The sequence below is a fragment of the Rhodoplanes azumiensis genome, assembly GCF_042682915.1.
GTDB lineage: Bacteria > Pseudomonadota > Alphaproteobacteria > Rhizobiales > Xanthobacteraceae > Rhodoplanes > Rhodoplanes azumiensis.
The window spans coordinates 1-15,805 of record NZ_JBHUIW010000037.1; the positions used below are offsets into that span (position 1 = coordinate 1).

Genomic DNA, 15,805 nt, shown 5'->3' on the forward strand with positions numbered 1-15,805 from the left:
CACCAACCGAGGCTCGCCGCATAAAGCACAATCCGTGCCGGACAGCCGTGGGCTTGCCCCGGCCATCCACGTCGTCTGCGGTTCCACGGCCGTTTCGCGTGGATGCCCGCGACGAGCGCGGACATGACGGAATCTGAGAATCCGGCCGTCGCGGGCCTCATGCGTAGCAGGTCTCGAAGCCGTCGCGGATCAGCTTTTCGGGCAGCTCGCGGCCGATGAAGACGAGGCGGCTCTCGCGCGGCTCGTCGTCGCGCCAGGCGCGCTGGTGGTCGCCGTCGAGGATCATGTGGACGCCCTGGAAGACGAACCGGTCGGGATCGTCCTTGAACGCCAGGATGCCCTTGCAGCGCAGGATCTTCGCGCCTTCCTCGGCGACCAGCGTCTGCAGCCAGGGGAAGAACTTGTCGGGATCGAGCGGCCGCGCCGTCCGGATCGACAGCGACTGGATGTGCTCGTCGTGATAGTGCTTCAGGCCGCCGTGGCCGTGCGCATGATGCCCGTGATCGTGGTGATCATGATCGTGGCCGTGATCGTGGCCGCAGTCGCAGCCGTCGTGATGATCGTGATCATGACCATGTGCATGATCGTGACCATGCGCGTGGTCGTGATCATGCTCGCCCTTCTCCAGGAAGGCCGGCTCGATCTCCAGGATACGGTCGAGGTCGAAGGCGTTGCGGCCCAACACCTCGCCGATCGGGATGCTGCAACGCTCGGTGCGGTGGAGCTTGGCGTAAGGGTTGATGGCGCGCACATGCGCCTCGACGTCGAGGAGCTCCTCGGGCGAGACGAGGTCGGTCTTGTTGACCAGCACGACGTCGGCGAAGGCGATCTGGTTCTTCGCCTCGGGCGCGTCCTTCAGGCGGTCGCGCAGCCACTTGGCGTCGGCGACCGTGACCACGGCGTCGAGCTTGGCCGCCTTGCCGACATCGGCGTCCATGAAGAAGGTCTGGGCCACCGGGGCCGGATCGGCGAGGCCCGTCGTCTCCACCACGATGGCGTCGAACTTGCCGCGCCGGCGCATCAGCCCCTCGATGATGCGGATGAGGTCGCCCCGCACCGTGCAGCACAGGCAACCGTTGTTCATCTCGAACACCTCCTCGTCGGCCGAGACGACGAGGTCGTTGTCGATGCCGATCTCGCCGAACTCGTTGACGATGACGGCGAACCGGTAGCCGTGCGGCTCCGACAGGATGCGGTTGAGGAGGGTTGTCTTGCCCGCACCGAGATAGCCGGTGAGGACCGTGACGGGGATTTTGTCGGTCATGGGGAGCTCCGTTCGGCCCCTATATAGGGGACACCCCCGCGGCGAGCAAAGCCCCCGGACCGACGGAACGGCGCGGCGGCCGGTCCGCTTGGCGGCGGACGCAGCTGCCGCCGCGTGCCGCCTTGACGCACCGGCCCGACAGCCGCTTCCGGCGGCGGCGCCGGCCCTCTATGCTGGCTTGTCATAACAACCGGCCGGGAAACCCGGCCTCGACCCGCGAGGAAACATGCCCGACTCCCGTCTCTCGGAGGAGCAGCGCCTGATGCGCGCCTCCTGCCGCGCCTTCGTCGACGACGTCGTCATCCCGTTCATCCGCCGCGAATGGCCGCGCGAATGGGACATGCGGCCGGACGCGCGCCTACCGCCCGAGATTCTCGAAGGTGCCGAGCGGGTCGGCATCCGCACGCTCGGCGTGCCGGAGGCGTTCGGCGGCATCGAGCTCGATCCGGCGACCGAGGTCGGCACCTTCGCGCTGATCGCCGAGGAGATCGCCCGCGGCGATTCGGGGCTGGCCGACAAGCTGGTGCAGAACTGGAAGGTCGCCGTGCTGCTGCGCCATGTGGCGCCCGAGCATCTCCAGAAGAAGTGGTTCGGCCGGCTCTTGGAGGATCCGCAGTTCCTGCTCGCCCACTGCCTCACCGAGCCGCGCGGCGCCTCCGACCGCTGGCTGCCATACAACGTGCCCGAAGCGGCGATGCAGACCAGAGCCGTGCGAAAAAGCGGCGGATGGGTGATCAACGGCCGCAAGCAGTTCATCTCGAACGGCTACGATGCCGGGCTCTACGTCGTCTACGCCAACACCAATCCGGCGGTCGGCATGCTCCAGGGCACGTCGAGCTTTCTGGTGCCGCGCGAGACTCCGGGGCTGACGGTCGCCCGTTGCAACGAGACCATGGGCTGCCGTTTCATGAACAACGGCGAGCTGGTGTTCGAGGACATGTTCGTGCCCGACGACCACCTGCTCGTCGAGAACGAGTCGCTCGGCCGCGCCGGCATCTATTTCAGGCCCGGCAAGATCATCCAGGCGGCCAAGAATCTCGGCGTCGGCATGCGGGCCTTCGAGGTGACGGCCGAGTACGTGCAGAACTACGTGCAGGGCGGCCGCATCCTCATCAAGCACCAGGCGGTCGCATTGCGGCTCGCCGACATGGCGACACGGCTCGAGGCGGTGCGGGCGCTGCTCGACCGCGCGGCGCGCGCCGTCGACGAGAAGGATCCGGACGCCGACGCGCTGTGCAACATGGCCAAGGTCTACGCCTCGGAGGAGATCTTCAAGGTCGCCCAGCACGCGCTCGAGCTGCACGGCGGCAACGGGGTGATGCTCGACTTCGGCGTCGAAAAACTGTTCCGCGACGCCTCGATCTTTCTGCATATGGACGCTACGGTGGACATCTCGAAGATGAAGATCGTCAAGGCGCTGTTCCCGCATACGGCGGGACGCTACGCCGGTCCGGAAAGCTGAGTGTCGCGATGAGCCATAACCGCACCCGCGTCGTCACGGTCGGCGAGGTCATGATCGAGCTGGCGCGCGGTGCGGACGGACGCTTCGCGCTCTCCTGCGGCGGCGACGTGTTCTCGACCGCCATCTATCTGGCGCGCGCCGGCGTGCCGGTGGCGCATGCGACGGCACTCGGCGACGACGTCTATTCCGACCGGATCCTGGCGCTCGCCGCTGCCGAAGGCGTCGGCCACGATCTGATGCTGCGCGTGCCAGGCCGGCTGCCCGGCCTCTATCTCGCCGACACCGGGACCGACGGCGCGCCCGTGTTCCACGCCTGGCGCGACGGCGCGCCGGCCGGTCGCCTCTTCGAGCTGCCCGATTGGGGCCGCGTCGCCGAAGGCCTCCTCGGCGCCCGCGTCGTCTATTTCTCCGGGATCACGCTGTCGCTCTACTCGAACGACGGCATCGGCCGCTTCCTCGCGGTGGTCGAGCTCGCCCGCCAGCAGGGCGCCAAGGTGGCGTTCGACGGCAATTTCCGGCCGCGCGGCTGGACCGGCGACGCGGGGCGCACCCGCGCCGTCTACATGGAGGCGCTCAAGCGCGTCGACATCGCGCTGCCGACCTTCGCGGACGAGGCGCTGCTGTGGGGCGATCCGAGCCCGGAGGCGACGATCGAGCGGATGCAGGCCTTCGGCATCAAGGAGATCGTGGTGAAGAACGGGGCCAAGGGCGCGCTGGTCGCGGCGGCCGGCCCGCAGGCGACGCAGGCCTCGGGCCCGCAGGCGGGGCAGCACCACGCCCAGCAGTTCCACTCGCACGTGCCGGTGCCCGAGGTGGTGGTGCCGGTGGACACGACGGCGGCCGGCGACGGCTTCAACGCCGGCTATCTGGCAGCCCGCCTCGCCGGCCAGCCGCCCGCCGAAGCCGCGGGCGAGGCCCACCGCCTCGCCGCGAAGGTGATCCGCCACCGCGGCGCCATCATGCCCCGCGCCGACGCGGCGGTGCATTGAGGTTTTCTCACGCACGCCCACGGATGTGGCTCACCCCCCTCCCTGTCCCTCCCCCACAAGGGGGGGAGGGAATGCAGGAGGCGAGGCGCCCGTGCCTTAAAAGGCCTCTTTCGAATCACCTGATGAGCACGTCAGTGACTCGGCGCCAGCGTATCGGACAGCGGCAGCCGCAGCCTGCTCCCTCCCCCCTTGTGGGGGAGGGATGGGGAGGGGGGTCGCCGCACGGCAATGAGTTCGCGAGAAACCCGACCGCTTCTCACGCCGCCTTGCGATCCGCCAGGAACGTGCCCATCCGCTCGAGCGCGCGCAGAATGTTCTCGGTCGAGTTGGCGTAGGAGAGGCGGATGTAGCCTTCGCCGAGCACGCCGAAGTCCGGGCCGCCGATCACCGCGACGCCAGCGTCGTCGAGCAGCGCCGAGGCGAGCGGCTTCGCCTTCCAGCCGGTCGCCTTGATGTTGGGGAAGGCGTAGAAGGCCCCCTTCGGGGTCGCGCAGGAGACGCCGGGCAGGCGGTTGAGCCCTTCCACCACCACCTTCCGGCGACGGTCGAACTCGGCGACCATCGCCTCGGCCGCGTCCTGCGGGCCGGTGAGCGCCGCGAGGCCGGCATATTGGGCCGCCGCGTTGACGCAGGAGTGCAGGTTGACGGCGAGCTTGCGCGCGTTGTCGTAGAGCTTGCCGGGCCAGATCGCATAGCCGAGCCGCCACCCCGTCATGGCATAGGTCTTCGACCAGCCGTTGAGCAGGATCAGGCGGTCGCGGATCTCCGGATAAGACAGCAGGCAGACGTGCGTCTCGCCGTCGTAGACCATGTGGTCGTAGATCTCGTCCGACATCACGGCGACCTTCGGCCACTTGGCGAGGCCGGCGACCAGCTTGTCGATCTCGGCCTTGGGCGTGACGCCGCCGGTCGGGTTGGCGGGCGAGTTGAGAATCAGCAGCCGCGTGCGCGGCGTGATCAGGCTCAGCGTCTCCTCGGCCGAGAAGCCGAAGCCGTTCTCCTCGCGGATCGGCACGGGGATCGGCCGCGCGCCCGTGAACTCGATCATCGAGCGGTAGATCGGAAAGCCCGGATCCGGATACAGGATATCGATGCCGGGCTCGCCGAACATCAGGATCGACATGAACATGGTGGGCTTGCCGCCCGGCATGATCATCACCTCGGCGGGCGACACGGAGACGCCGTAGCGGGCGTTCAGATCCGCCGCCACGGCCTCGCGCAACGGCAGGATGCCGACCGCCGGCGTGTAGCCGTGGGCACCGTCGCGCAGCGCCTTCACGGCCGCCTCGACGATGTGGCCCGGCGTGCGGAAGTCGGGCTGGCCGATGCCGAGATTGACGATGTCGCGGCCTTTCGACGCGAGCTCGGTGGCGCGGGCCAGCACCGCGAAGGCGTTCTCCTCGCCGATACGATCGAAGCTCGCCACGGTCTCGAGCATCCTGGTCTCCTGTGATTGTTATGGGCGTTGATCGTCTTTTGGGGTCGTCTCGGGCGGGTCGTCTCGGGACCGAGGTGCGGTCCGACGGGTCGTCGTGGAACTTCGGCGCCGGACCGGGTAGTGTTTCTGGGACGCGAACGGGCGCGGTATCGGGGCGGGACTCGAACGGGACTCGAACGGGACTCGGGGCGCCGCGCACCGGACACCTAACTCCGGCCGTTCCCTTTCGGCCATCGGGGCTCTAACTTAAGGACATGGACGTACTTCTCGAAATCGCCGTTCTGCTCGTGCTGTTCGGGCTCAACGGCTTCTTCGCCATGGCGGAGCTCGCCGTGGTGTCGTCGCGGCGGATCCGCCTGCAGCAGATGGCCGACGAGGGGCGCCCCGGCGCCGCGCAGGCGCTGGCGCTGGCGGACGATCCGGGCCGGCTCCTCTCCGCCGTGCAGGTCGGCATCACGCTGATCGGGATTCTCTCCGGCGCCTTCGGCGGCGCCACGTTCGGTCAGCGGCTCGGCCCGGTGCTCGACGCGCTTCCCTCCGTCGCGCCTTACGGCAACGAGCTCGCCGTGGTGCTCGTCGTCGTCGCCATCACGTCGCTGTCGGTCGTGCTCGGCGAGCTGGTGCCCAAGCAGGTCGCCCTCTCGGCGCCCGAGATCATCGCCGCGCGCATGGCCCGCCCGCTGGTCGTTCTCGCGAGCGTGTTCCGCCCCTTCGTGTGGATCCTCGAGCGCTCCTCGGCCGGGCTCCTGCGCCTGCTCGGTGTGCCGGAGCGGGGTGGCCTTTCGGTGACCGAGGAGGAGGTGCGATTCGCCATCGCCGAGGGGACCGAGGCCGGCGTCATCGACGTGGTCGAGCAGCAGATGATCCACGGCGTGCTGGCGCTCGCCGACCGTCCGGTCGCCGCCGAGATGACGCCGCGCCCCGACGTCTACTGGATCGATCTCGACGATGCGCCCGACATGGTGGCGCGCGAGGTCGCCGAATGTCCCTATTCGCGCCTGGTGGTCGCCCGCGCGGGCGATCTCGGCCGCCCGCTGGGCGTGGTGCAGAAGAAGGATCTGCTCGACGACCTGATCGCCGGCAAGGGCCTGCAGGTCGAGGCGCATCTGCGCGAGCCCGTCTACGTCCCCGAGAACGTCAGCGTGCTGCGCATGCTGGAGATGTTCCGGAAGGTGTCGGTCCACGTCGCCTTCGTGGTCGACGAGTACGGCGACTTCCTCGGGCTCGTGACGCTGCACGACATCCTCTCGGCGATCGCCGGCGACCTGCCGGAGGAGCACGAGGCGCTCGCCGAGGAGATCACGCCGCGGCCCGACGGCAGCTTCCTGGTGGACGGCCGGGTGCCGATCGACGAGATCGCCCAGAAGTTCGGCCTGCCGGAGCCGGAAGGCGAATACCACACCGCGGCAGGCCTCGCGCTCGAGCGCCTCGCCCGCATCCCGACCGAGGGCGACACGTTCGCGGTGGGCGACTGGCGCGTCGAGGTGGTCGACATGGACGGCCGCCGCGTCGACAAGCTGTTGTTCACGCCGCCCGCCGCGGGGTGAGTGATCATTTTCCGTTCGGGCGCCGTAAGTGAGGTGAGGCCGTAGGCCCCCCACCCCCGACCCCTCCTCGCCATTCGCTGACGCGAATGGGAGGAGGGGAGCCGAGGCGCTGCGGCTCCCCTCCTCCCGCGAGCGGAGCTCGTGGCGGGGAGGGGTCGGGGGTGGGGGGAAGCCGCGCACACCGTGGCCCATTGGCTGGCACCAGAAGCAGGCGCGCGAAAACCGCTCACCTCTCCATCTTCTGCATGGCGGCGATGCAGGCGTCGAGAAAGGCGGCCGAGGCGGGGGGCAGAGTGCGGCCCTTCTTCTTGACGAGGGCGACCGGGCGCACGCAGGCCGGGTCGTCGATCGCCTTGGAGCGCAGCGTCTGCTCGACCCGCACCTCGCGGGCGGAGCGCGGCAGCACCGTGACGCCGAGGCCGGCCCGCACCATGGCGACGGCCGACATCATGTAGGTGACCTCGCAGGCGAGCGTCGGCGTGCGGCCGATGCCGAGCAGCGCCGCGTCGATCACGTCGCGCAGGCTGGTGCCGGGATTGGTCAGGATCAGCGGCAGATCGACCAGATCTTGCACGCCGATCCGCCGCTTGCGGCCGATCGGATGATCCGCCGGATAGACCAGGCAGAGTTGGTCGGTGGTCTGGTGCAGCACGTCGAGTTCGGCGTCGGCGACGGCGCCGCCGGTGAGGCCGAGATCGACCTCCTCGCTGCGCACCATCGCCACCACATGGGCCGCGATGGCGTCGCGCACCAGCACGCCGAGCGCCGGATTGTCGCGCCGGCAGGCGAGGATCACCTGCGGCAGCAGCGACGCGGCGAAGCTCGGCAGGGCGGCGATGCGCACCGTGCCGCGCCGGCCCGCGCCGATCTCGCGGATGTCGAGGAGCGCCCCGTCCAGATCCGTCACGGTGCGCTGCAGCACCGGCATCAGTTCCAGGCCGACCCGGGTGATCTCGACCGCGCGGTTCGACCGGTCGAGCAGCCGAACACCCAGCGCCGCCTCGAGATTCCTGATCTGGACCGTGAGGGCCGGCTGCGACAGATGCAACAGCGCCGCGGCCTTGGTGAAGCTGCGGGTCTGCACGATGGCCAGGAAGGCCCGGATCTGACGCAGGGTGATGTCCATAATCGACCCCTATCGTGGCAATAAACTAATTTCAATTGCGTTATCACAAGGTCGGCGTAGTCCTGGAGTCGCCCCCGAAGAAGCGACGTCGGCACGGCCGCGTGCCAGCCGCCCCGTGCGGGGCTGGCCTCCGGTCCTGCACTGCGAATTTTTCAAATCGGCGATCGCACCGCGCCCGTCCCCCCGGGCGGCGGACAGCCGGTCGCATCCTCGTCATCCGGATCGCGTGCGCGGTCTCTCTCCTCGCCCGCGGTCCCCCGGACCCCAAGGGTGAAACCATGCTCGCCTTGATCGGGCTTCTCGTCATCGTCGTCGTGCTCGCCGGGATCCTCACCAAGAGGCTCTCGCCCATGGCGGCCCTGATCATCGTGCCGATGGCCGGCGCGCTGATCGCCGGCTTCTCGGTCGCCGACACCGGCAAGTTCGCCGTCAACGGCGTCAAGAACATCGCCCCCGTCGTCGGCATGTTCGTGTTCGCGATCCTGTTCTTCGGCATCGTCAAGGATGCCGGCACGCTCGATCCGATCATCAACGGCATCCTCCGCGTCGTCGGGGTGAAGCCGTCCCGCATCGTGCTCGGCGCCGCCGTGCTGGCCGCGATCGTCCATCTCGACGGGTCGGGCGCCGTGACGTTCCTGGTCACGATTCCCGCGATGCTGCCGCTCTTCGATCGCCTCAAGATGGACAAGCGCATCCTCGCCTGCGTGGTCGCCATGGCGGCCGGCACGGCCAACATGCTGCCGTGGGGCGGCCCGACGCTGCGCGCCGCGACCGCACTGCACGTCTCGATCGGCGAGCTCTACATGCCGATGCTGCCGGTGCAGATCGTCGGCCTGCTGTTCGTGTTCGGCTTCGCCTTCTTCCTCGGCCTGCGCGAGGAGAAGCGCCTCACCACGGCCGGCGTGCTCGGCGGCGACGTGACGGTCTCCTACACCCGCCCGCAACTCTCCGATGCGGAGCAGAAGCTGGTCCGGCCGAAGCTGTTCCTGATCAACGTCGCCCTGGTGCTCGCCGTGCTCGCCGCGATGATCTCCGAGGTCGCCGCGCCGGTCGTCTGCTTCATGGTCGGCACCGTGGTCGCGCTGCTGATCAACTATCCGGCCGTCAAGGACCAGCGCGAGCGCGTCGACGCCCACGCCAAGGCCGCCCTGATGATGGCCTCGATCCTGCTCGCCGCCGGCGTGTTCACGGGCGTCATGAAGGACACCAAGATGCTGACCGAGATGGCGAAGTTCGCCGCCGGCCACGTCCCGACCGACCTCGCCCAGCACATGCCCGTGGTGCTCGGCATGATCTCCATGCCGCTCAGCATGCTGTTCGATCCGGACTCCTTCTACTTCGGCGTTCTGCCCGTGCTGGCCGAGGCCGGCAAGGTGCTCGGCGTCGCCCCCGTGCAGATGGGCCAGGCGGCCATCATGGGCCAGATGACGGTCGGCTTCCCGATCAGCCCGCTCACGCCCGCCACGTTCCTGCTGGTCGGACTTTGCGGCATCGAGCTCGGCGAGCACCAGAGGTTCAGTTTCCTGCCGCTGTGGGCGGTGTCGATCGTGATGACCATCACGGCCGTCGTGCTCGGCATCCTGCCGCTCTGAGCCCCCCGCATTCCCCGAGGACACTTGTCATGAGAACCATCAGGATCGGTTCCGGCGCCGGCTACTCCGGCGACCGCATCGAGCCCGCCGTCGAGCTCGCCGAGAAGGGCGACATCGACTACCTGGTCTTCGAGTGCCTGGCCGAGCGCACCATCGCGCTCGCCCAGCAGGCCAAGATGAAGAACCCCGCGGCGGGCTACGACCCGCTGCTCGACGCCCGCATGAAGGCCGTGCTGCCGCTGTGCAAGCAGAAGGGCGTCAGGATCGTCACCAACATGGGCGCCGCCAATCCGGACGCCGGCGCGCAGAAGACGATCGAGATCGCCCGCGCACTCGGCCTGAAAGGGTTGAAGGTCGCCGCCGTCTCGGGCGACGACGTGCTCGATCAGATCCGCGAGACGCCGCGCAAGCTCGAGGAGACCGGCGGCTCGACCACGGATCTCGGCAACCGCATCGTCTCGGCCAACGCCTATGTCGGCGTGACGTCGATCGTCGAGGCGCTGGCGCTCGGCGCCGACGTCGTGATCACGGGCCGGGCCGCCGATCCGGCCTTGTTCATGGCACCGCTGGTGCGCGAGTTCGGTTGGGCCATGGACGACTGGGACAAGCTCGGCAAGGGCACGGTGGTCGGCCATCTGCTCGAATGCGCCGGTCAGGTGACGGGCGGCTACTTCGCCGACCCCGGCGTCAAGGACGTCGACGGCCTCGGCCGGCTCGGCTTCCCGATCGGCGAGGTGGCGGAGGACGGCACGCTCGTCGTCACCAAGGTGGCGAGCGCCGGCGGCAAGGTGACGCCGCAGACCGTCAAGGAGCAGCTCCTCTACGAGCTGCACGATCCGAAGAACTACTTCCAGCCGGACGTGATCGCCGACTTCTCGCAGGTCGCGGTCGAGGCGATCGGGCCGGACCGGGTGCGGGTCACGGGCGGGACCGGTCGGCCCAAGACCGACACGCTGAAAGTGTCGGTCGGCTACATCGACAGCTACATCGGCGAGGGCCAGATGTCCTACGCGGGTCCGGGCGCCGTGGCGCGCGGACAGCTCGCCCTCGACATCGTGCGCGAGCGGCTTTCGATCATGGGCGTGAAGACGACCGAGCTGCGCTTCGACCTGATCGGCATCGATTCGCTGCACGGTCGGACCCGCAGCGCCGGTCACGACCCCTACGAGGTGCGGGCCCGCGTCGCCGGCCGCACCGAGACGCTCGCCGAGGCAGTGAAGATCGGCAACGAGGTCGAGACGCTCTACACCAACGGCCCCGCCGGCGGCGGCGGAGCCTTCAAGGTGGCCCGCGAGGTCGTGGCGGTGCAGTCGGTGCTGCTGCCGCGCAATCTCGTCGGCTCGTCGGTCCGGATCCTGGAGGCGTGACCATGAAGCTGCGCGACCTCGCCCATTCCCGCACCGGGGACAAGGGCAACACATCGAACATCTCGGTCATCGCCTTCGATGCGAAAGACTGGGAGCGGCTATGCCGCCACGTCACGGCGGAGCGCGTGCAGGCCCATTTCGCCGATATCGTGAAGGGCGCCGTGGTGCGCTACGAGCTTCCGCGTATCGCGGCACTGAACTTCGTGATGTACGAGGCGCTCGGCGGCGGGGTGACCCGCACGCTCGCGCTCGACGCCCACGGCAAGTCGCTGTCGTCGGCGCTGCTCGACCTTGAGATCCCGGACGAGGCGTAGGCGGCCCGACGGCCGCGCGCTTTCGAATGGGTGCATGTCCGCGGCGGACGATCCCCGCCCGCCGCGCGACGGCCCGAGGACCGCGACCGGCACGACCGGCCTCCAGTGCGACGTCCGCCCGCGCCCGGGCGGGCGTGGAGCCGGGTCGACGTGCGAAGACCGGTCGCGGTCCGCGACGGGCCTTTGGGGAACAGCCGATTCCGGTCGATCAGCTCGCGGTCGTTCCGGGCGCGGCGACGCCGCGAACCCGGAACGACGCCGGAAAGAACCGGCCAGTCGGCATTGAATTACCGCGGCCACCCGCCCGAGCCGAACGGCGGACGCGGCGGCGGCGGGGCGGCCGACGAGGGACCGCCGGGCGGCGGCGCAGGGCCGGCCGTCAGCGGCTTTTTCAGAATCTTGAAGCGATCAGGGTCGAGCCCGTGCGCGGTGCCGAGCGACGACGGGTCGTCTGTTCCGGCAGGATCCTCCAGCCGCACGCTGGTGCTCGCCAGCGTGGCGCCGCGCCAACGCTCCAGCACCGACACGACGAAGGCCTGGTCGGTGCGGCCTTCGGGACCGACCCTGACGCTGCCGATCGCCTCGCTCCGCGGCAGGAGATGCGCCGGCACCTCGCGGAAGCGCAGCCGGGTCGGCAGCGCGACGCCCTCGCCGAAGGCCAGCACCTCGCGGGTGCCGAGCGACGGCACGAAGGCGAGCAGGTCGGCGGCGGCGTCCGACACGGCCGAGCGCAGCAACGCCTGGTCGCGGTCGTTCGCCATGCGCATCGCGAACAGGGTCGAGCATTGCGAGATGATGGTCGGATCGAGCTCGGCCGGCCGCTGGCTGACCAGCGCGAGGAACACGCCGTACTTGCGGCCCTCCTTGGCGATGCGCGACACCGCCTTACGGGTCGGCCCGAAGCCGATCGAGCGGTCGGCCGAGGCGTAGCGGTGCGCCTCCTCGCAGACGAACAGCAGCGGCACGGCGCCGTCGCTCCATAGGCCGAAGTCGAACGCCATCCGGCACAGCACCGAGACGAGCGAATCGACCACCTCGGCCGGGAAGCCGGCGAGCTGCATGATGGTCATCGGCCGGCCGCTCGGCGGCAGCCGGAACAGCATCGAGATCACGTCCGCCATCGTGTCGCCGCCGACATTGGCGTTCTCGAACATGAAGGCGTAGCGCGGATCGTTGGCGACCGATTCGATGCGCTGGATCAGCTTGTGATAGACGATGCGCGAGTTGCGGTTCTCGAGCTTGCCCATCCGCTCGTCGATCAACCCGATCAGGTCGGCGAGCCGATACGGCACCGGCGTGTCGGCCGTGAAGCCGGCGCTGCGCGGGTCGAGCCGCTTCAAGGTCGACCGGTCGCCGCCGCCGCCGCGATACTGCAGGTAGCTCACCTTGGCGATCGGGATCACCTCGGAGAGAATCTCGGTCTCCTCGCCGATGCCGGGGCGGCCGCCGAAGATGACGTCGACGATCTCCTCGAAGTTGAACAGCCAGAACGGCAGCTTCAGGTTCCGCGGGTTGAGGATCTGGGCGTGGTCCGGGAAGCAGCGGGCATACTCGTTGTGCACGTCGAGCAGGAAGACGCGCAGATCGGGCCGCCGCGCCAGCGTCTCCTGCAGGATCAGCGCGACGCCGCTCGACTTTCCGACTCCGGTGGTGCCGAGCACGGCGAAGTGCTTGCTCAGCATGTCGTCGACGTCGATCGAGGCGCGGATCGACGGATCCTGCTGCAGATGGCCGACGTCGATCGTGACCCCGGCGTCGAGGTCGTAGACGATCCGCAGCGCGTCGTGATCGATCACCGCGACGGCGTCGCCGATGGTCGGATAGCGGTCGATGCCGCGGCGGAAGCGCCGCCGTCCCTGCGCATCGGGTGCGATCTCGCCCATCAGGTCGAGCTTCGCGGTCGCCACCACGTCGGGGTCGTTCACATAGGTGCGTGTCAGCCGCGACACGTCGGTGACGACGCCGATCAACACGGCCGAGCCACTCGCGATCGTCAGGAAGCGGCCGACCGTGACGCGCATCGCACAGGTGTCGTGGTCGTGCAGCCCGACGGTCGCCTGCGACCCGCGCACCGAGACGATGTGCCCGAGCGCCGCCGTTGCCGCGCGATCCGGCCCCCGATTGGCGTCCAGCATTTCGATCTGCCCCCCGATCAGGCGGCTGTGTCCACAGCCCGAAACAGGAAGCGAATACTACCGGAAGCAGCTTTTCCGTCCAGTAAATACCAATAGTAGTAGTCGTCTGGACTAGATCAGCAACTAGTCCACATCAGAACGGCCAGCTCAGGCCCGGCGGCGAGGCCGGACGGGACGGTTGCGCGGTGGGCTGGCGGCGCGGTCGCTTCGGTGCCTCGCGCGGCTCGCCGGCAGGGCGCGGCGTGGTGATCCAGCCGAATTTCCGCATCGCCGCCTCGGCGGCCCGCTCGCCCGACAGCCAGGCGCCGTTGACCGTGCCCCACTGGGTCTCGTGCACGGCCTCGCCGGCGAACCACACGCGGTCGCGCACCGGCTCGGTCAGCGCCGTGCGCGAGCCGGCGCCACCGATGCTCGCCGCCGAGGCGGCACCCATCACCCACGGATCCTGCGCCCAGCGGGTCGCGTAGGTGCGGCGCACCGCCTTCTTGATGTCGGCGCCGTAGAGCTTGGCGAGCCAGTCCTTGGACCAGTCGACCATGGCGGCCTCGCCCTTGCCCGACAGGTCGCGGCCGAGCTTGCCGCCGAGCTGGATCATGCACAGGGTCGTCCCCGAGACGTTGGCGAGCATGGCGGCCGTGTCGGGACCGTCGGCCTTCTCGACGATCAGGTCGTCGCGCTGCGGCCCGAGCGGGGCGCCGTCGAATTCCAGGAACACATGGTCCTGGCTGCCCAGCGCGAGCCGCGAGAAGGCGTCGAGATGGCGCTTCGGCAGCTCCGGATCGAAGCGGATCTTGCCGGCCGTCATCACGTTGGTGGAGGCCGTGACGATCACGGCGCGGGCGACCAGGGTGCCGCGCGGCGTGTCGACCTCGACCTTGCCGCGCACCCAGGTGTTGATCTTGGTCGCCGGCGTCGAGAGGCGCACCGTCAGGCCGTCGGCGAGGCGGGCGAGCAGTGCACCGGCGCCCTGCCGGCAGAAGGCCGGGGTGTCGCGCTCCATCGCCTTCGACACGTCGACGGCGGAGAGCTCGCGCAGCTCCTTGCCGTAGGGCAGCGGGCCGAGGACGAAATCGACGGTCGGCCGCCAGTCGAGCAGATCCTTCGGCAGCACCTGCTGGCAGGCGACGTCGGCCTTGCCGCGCGCCGCCTCGACGATCGCGCGGTTGGTGCGCACCAGCACGGCGAGGAAATCTTCCAGCTCGCTCTCGCGGCCGTAGCGGCGGCCGATGCGCAGCCGCTGGCCGGGCGGGGCCGCGTAGACGTCGAGCCCGGTGCCGGCGGCGAGCTTAGTGACCGGGTTGACGTCCGCGCCCCACAGCCAGTGGGCGCCGCGGTCGATGGGCACACCGAAAATCCGGGTGTCGGTCGCGCAGCGGCCGCCGATCCGGTCGCTCGCCTCGACGATCACGACCCGGCGTCCCGCCGCGGCGATCCGCCGCGCCGCCGCGATGCCGGCCGCGCCGGCGCCGACCACGACGATGTCGACCTCGCCGGAGCCCTGCCCCCATGCGGGAGCGGGCAAACCGAGCGCAGCGGCGCTGGCGCCGATGCCGGCGCTTGCGCCGGCCAGGAACGTGCGGCGGTCGAGTGTCGGCATGCGGGGTGGCCTCCCTGCCGGCAACTTGCCCCAAGGGACGACGCGCCGCAAACCCGGATGTGGGCAAAGCCGGTGCGGACGGCTGTCGTCGGTCGGTCGAGCCCGTGCCCGTGCCCGGCCCACCCTTGCCGCAGCGCGGCCGGGGCTCTACCTGAGGACGGCCGCGTTGGGCGGCGACTGTTCACAGGGGCCGGCGCCGGCCCGAGGACGTGTCGATGTTCCGTGCCGCCTCGCTCGCCATCGCCCAGATGACGTCGCCGCCGTTCCGCTCGGTCCTGCTCAAGTCGGCGGGGCTCGCGCTGCTGCTGCTCGCCGTGCTGACGGTCGGACTCTATCAGCTCGTCGCCTGGCTCGGCGGCGAGGGCGGCACCTGGATCGAGACCTCGCTCGGCGCGAGCTGGCACAGTGCCGTGGTGGCGCTCGGCTGGGTGCTGGCGATCGCGCTCGGGGCCGGGCTGTTCGCCGGCGCGATCTTCCTGATGCCCTCGGTGACGTCGCTGGTGGCGAGCTTCTACGCCGACGACGTCGCCGCCGAGGTCGAGCACGAGCACTATCCCGACGATCCGCCCGGCGTCGCGCCGCCGATCGGCTACGCGATCGTCGAGGGCCTGAAGACCGCCCTGCTGGCGCTGCTCATCTATCTCTGCGCGGCGCCGTTCCTCTTGATCGGCGGCATCGGTGCCGTCGCGTTCTTCCTCGCCACCGCCTATCTGCTCGGCCGCGAGTACTTCCTCATCGCCGCGGTGCGCCAGCAGCCGATCGGCGACGCCAAGGCGCTGTGGCGCGACAATCGCACCCGCGTCGTCACGGCCGGGCTCCTGGTCGCCGCCTTCGTGCTGATCCCGATCGTCAACTTCGCGACGCCGCTGTTCGCCACCGCCTACATGGTCCACATCCACAAGCGGCTCGCCGCCGAGCGGCGGCGCGAGCTTCTGGAGCTGCCGAGCGACGCCTGACGGCGGCCTCGGCGCGCG

12 protein-coding genes are annotated in these 15,805 nt (G+C 69.7%); 7 read left to right on the forward strand and 5 right to left on the reverse strand.

What is annotated here, in order from left to right; all coding sequences use genetic code 11:
- Positions 1 to 157: 157 nt before the first annotated feature.
- Positions 158 to 1,264, reverse strand: a complete 1,107-nt coding sequence (locus ACFSOX_RS22005; RefSeq protein ID WP_378479972.1) for a CobW family GTP-binding protein — start codon at positions 1,262 to 1,264, stop codon at positions 158 to 160.
- Positions 1,265 to 1,490: 226 nt separating this feature from the next.
- Between ACFSOX_RS22005 and ACFSOX_RS22010 the strand changes: the two genes are divergently transcribed.
- Entirely contained in the window at positions 1,491 to 2,726 is a 1,236-nt protein-coding gene (locus tag ACFSOX_RS22010; RefSeq protein WP_378479973.1) for an acyl-CoA dehydrogenase family protein, read from the forward strand.
- 8 nt (positions 2,727 to 2,734) lie between these two features.
- A complete protein-coding gene (locus tag ACFSOX_RS22015) occupies positions 2,735 to 3,715 on the forward strand; it encodes a sugar kinase (protein ID WP_378479974.1) in 981 nt (326 codons plus the stop codon).
- Between the two features lie 256 nt (positions 3,716 to 3,971).
- On the opposite strand, the gene ACFSOX_RS22020 is transcribed toward ACFSOX_RS22015, so the two are convergent.
- Positions 3,972 to 5,153 carry a pyridoxal phosphate-dependent aminotransferase gene (locus ACFSOX_RS22020; RefSeq protein ID WP_378479975.1) on the reverse strand — a complete coding sequence of 394 codons (1,182 nt, stop codon included), beginning with the start codon at positions 5,151 to 5,153 and terminating at the stop codon, positions 3,972 to 3,974.
- Positions 5,154 to 5,407: 254 nt separating this feature from the next.
- Here ACFSOX_RS22020 and ACFSOX_RS22025 point away from each other — a divergent pair, with 254 nt between their 5' ends.
- Positions 5,408 to 6,700 carry a hemolysin family protein gene (locus ACFSOX_RS22025; protein ID WP_378479976.1) on the forward strand — a complete coding sequence of 431 codons (1,293 nt, stop codon included), beginning with the start codon at positions 5,408 to 5,410 and terminating at the stop codon, positions 6,698 to 6,700.
- Positions 6,701 to 6,926: 226 nt separating this feature from the next.
- On the opposite strand, the gene ACFSOX_RS22030 is transcribed toward ACFSOX_RS22025, so the two are convergent.
- Positions 6,927 to 7,826 (reverse strand): LysR family transcriptional regulator, encoded by a 900-nt coding sequence (locus ACFSOX_RS22030; RefSeq protein WP_378479977.1) that lies wholly within the window; start codon positions 7,824 to 7,826, stop codon positions 6,927 to 6,929.
- A gap of 278 nt (positions 7,827 to 8,104) precedes the next feature.
- Here ACFSOX_RS22030 and ACFSOX_RS22035 point away from each other — a divergent pair, with 278 nt between their 5' ends.
- From ACFSOX_RS22035 to ACFSOX_RS22045, 3 genes are read left to right on the forward strand one after another with little or no spacing between them, the layout of a single operon-like run.
- Positions 8,105 to 9,418: a CitMHS family transporter gene (locus tag ACFSOX_RS22035; RefSeq protein WP_378479978.1), complete on the forward strand. Its 1,314-nt coding sequence runs from the start codon at positions 8,105 to 8,107 to the stop codon at positions 9,416 to 9,418.
- Between the two features lie 29 nt (positions 9,419 to 9,447).
- Complete coding sequence (locus ACFSOX_RS22040; protein ID WP_378479979.1) at positions 9,448 to 10,785, forward strand: acyclic terpene utilization AtuA family protein; 1,338 nt, start codon at positions 9,448 to 9,450, stop codon at positions 10,783 to 10,785.
- 2 nt (positions 10,786 to 10,787) lie between these two features.
- Positions 10,788 to 11,099, forward strand: a complete 312-nt coding sequence (locus tag ACFSOX_RS22045; protein WP_378479980.1) for an AtuA-related protein — start codon at positions 10,788 to 10,790, stop codon at positions 11,097 to 11,099.
- A 287-nt stretch (positions 11,100 to 11,386) separates the two neighbouring features.
- Here the strand turns inward: ACFSOX_RS22045 and ACFSOX_RS22050 are convergent, their stop codons facing one another.
- Both ACFSOX_RS22050 and ACFSOX_RS22055 read right to left on the reverse strand, forming a co-directional pair.
- Positions 11,387 to 13,234, reverse strand: coding sequence for an ATP-binding protein (locus tag ACFSOX_RS22050; RefSeq protein WP_378479981.1), 1,848 nt, complete (start codon positions 13,232 to 13,234; stop codon positions 11,387 to 11,389).
- 133 nt (positions 13,235 to 13,367) lie between these two features.
- Positions 13,368 to 14,831, reverse strand: a complete 1,464-nt coding sequence (locus tag ACFSOX_RS22055) for a flavin monoamine oxidase family protein (RefSeq protein WP_378479982.1) — start codon at positions 14,829 to 14,831, stop codon at positions 13,368 to 13,370.
- A 215-nt stretch (positions 14,832 to 15,046) separates the two neighbouring features.
- On the opposite strand from ACFSOX_RS22055, the gene ACFSOX_RS22060 reads away from it, so the two are divergent.
- A complete protein-coding gene (locus ACFSOX_RS22060; protein ID WP_378479983.1) occupies positions 15,047 to 15,787 on the forward strand; it encodes a sulfate transporter family protein in 741 nt (246 codons plus the stop codon).
- Positions 15,788 to 15,805 lie beyond the last annotated feature (18 nt).

What these genes read in the sequence shown, in the direction of transcription:
- ACFSOX_RS22005 (WP_378479972.1), bottom strand. Translation starts at nt 1,264, where the DNA reads ATGACCGACAAAATCCCCGTCACGGTCCTCACCGGCTATCTCGGTGCG.
- ACFSOX_RS22010 (WP_378479973.1), top strand. Translation starts at nt 1,491, where the DNA reads ATGCCCGACTCCCGTCTCTCGGAGGAGCAGCGCCTGATGCGCGCCTCC.
- ACFSOX_RS22015 (WP_378479974.1), top strand. Translation starts at nt 2,735, where the DNA reads ATGAGCCATAACCGCACCCGCGTCGTCACGGTCGGCGAGGTCATGATC.
- ACFSOX_RS22020 (WP_378479975.1), bottom strand. Translation starts at nt 5,153, where the DNA reads ATGCTCGAGACCGTGGCGAGCTTCGATCGTATCGGCGAGGAGAACGCC.
- ACFSOX_RS22025 (WP_378479976.1), top strand. Translation starts at nt 5,408, where the DNA reads ATGGACGTACTTCTCGAAATCGCCGTTCTGCTCGTGCTGTTCGGGCTC.
- ACFSOX_RS22030 (WP_378479977.1), bottom strand. Translation starts at nt 7,826, where the DNA reads ATGGACATCACCCTGCGTCAGATCCGGGCCTTCCTGGCCATCGTGCAG.
- ACFSOX_RS22035 (WP_378479978.1), top strand. Translation starts at nt 8,105, where the DNA reads ATGCTCGCCTTGATCGGGCTTCTCGTCATCGTCGTCGTGCTCGCCGGG.
- ACFSOX_RS22040 (WP_378479979.1), top strand. Translation starts at nt 9,448, where the DNA reads ATGAGAACCATCAGGATCGGTTCCGGCGCCGGCTACTCCGGCGACCGC.
- ACFSOX_RS22045 (WP_378479980.1), top strand. Translation starts at nt 10,788, where the DNA reads ATGAAGCTGCGCGACCTCGCCCATTCCCGCACCGGGGACAAGGGCAAC.
- ACFSOX_RS22050 (WP_378479981.1), bottom strand. Translation starts at nt 13,234, where the DNA reads ATGCTGGACGCCAATCGGGGGCCGGATCGCGCGGCAACGGCGGCGCTC.
- ACFSOX_RS22055 (WP_378479982.1), bottom strand. Translation starts at nt 14,831, where the DNA reads ATGCCGACACTCGACCGCCGCACGTTCCTGGCCGGCGCAAGCGCCGGC.
- ACFSOX_RS22060 (WP_378479983.1), top strand. Translation starts at nt 15,047, where the DNA reads ATGTTCCGTGCCGCCTCGCTCGCCATCGCCCAGATGACGTCGCCGCCG.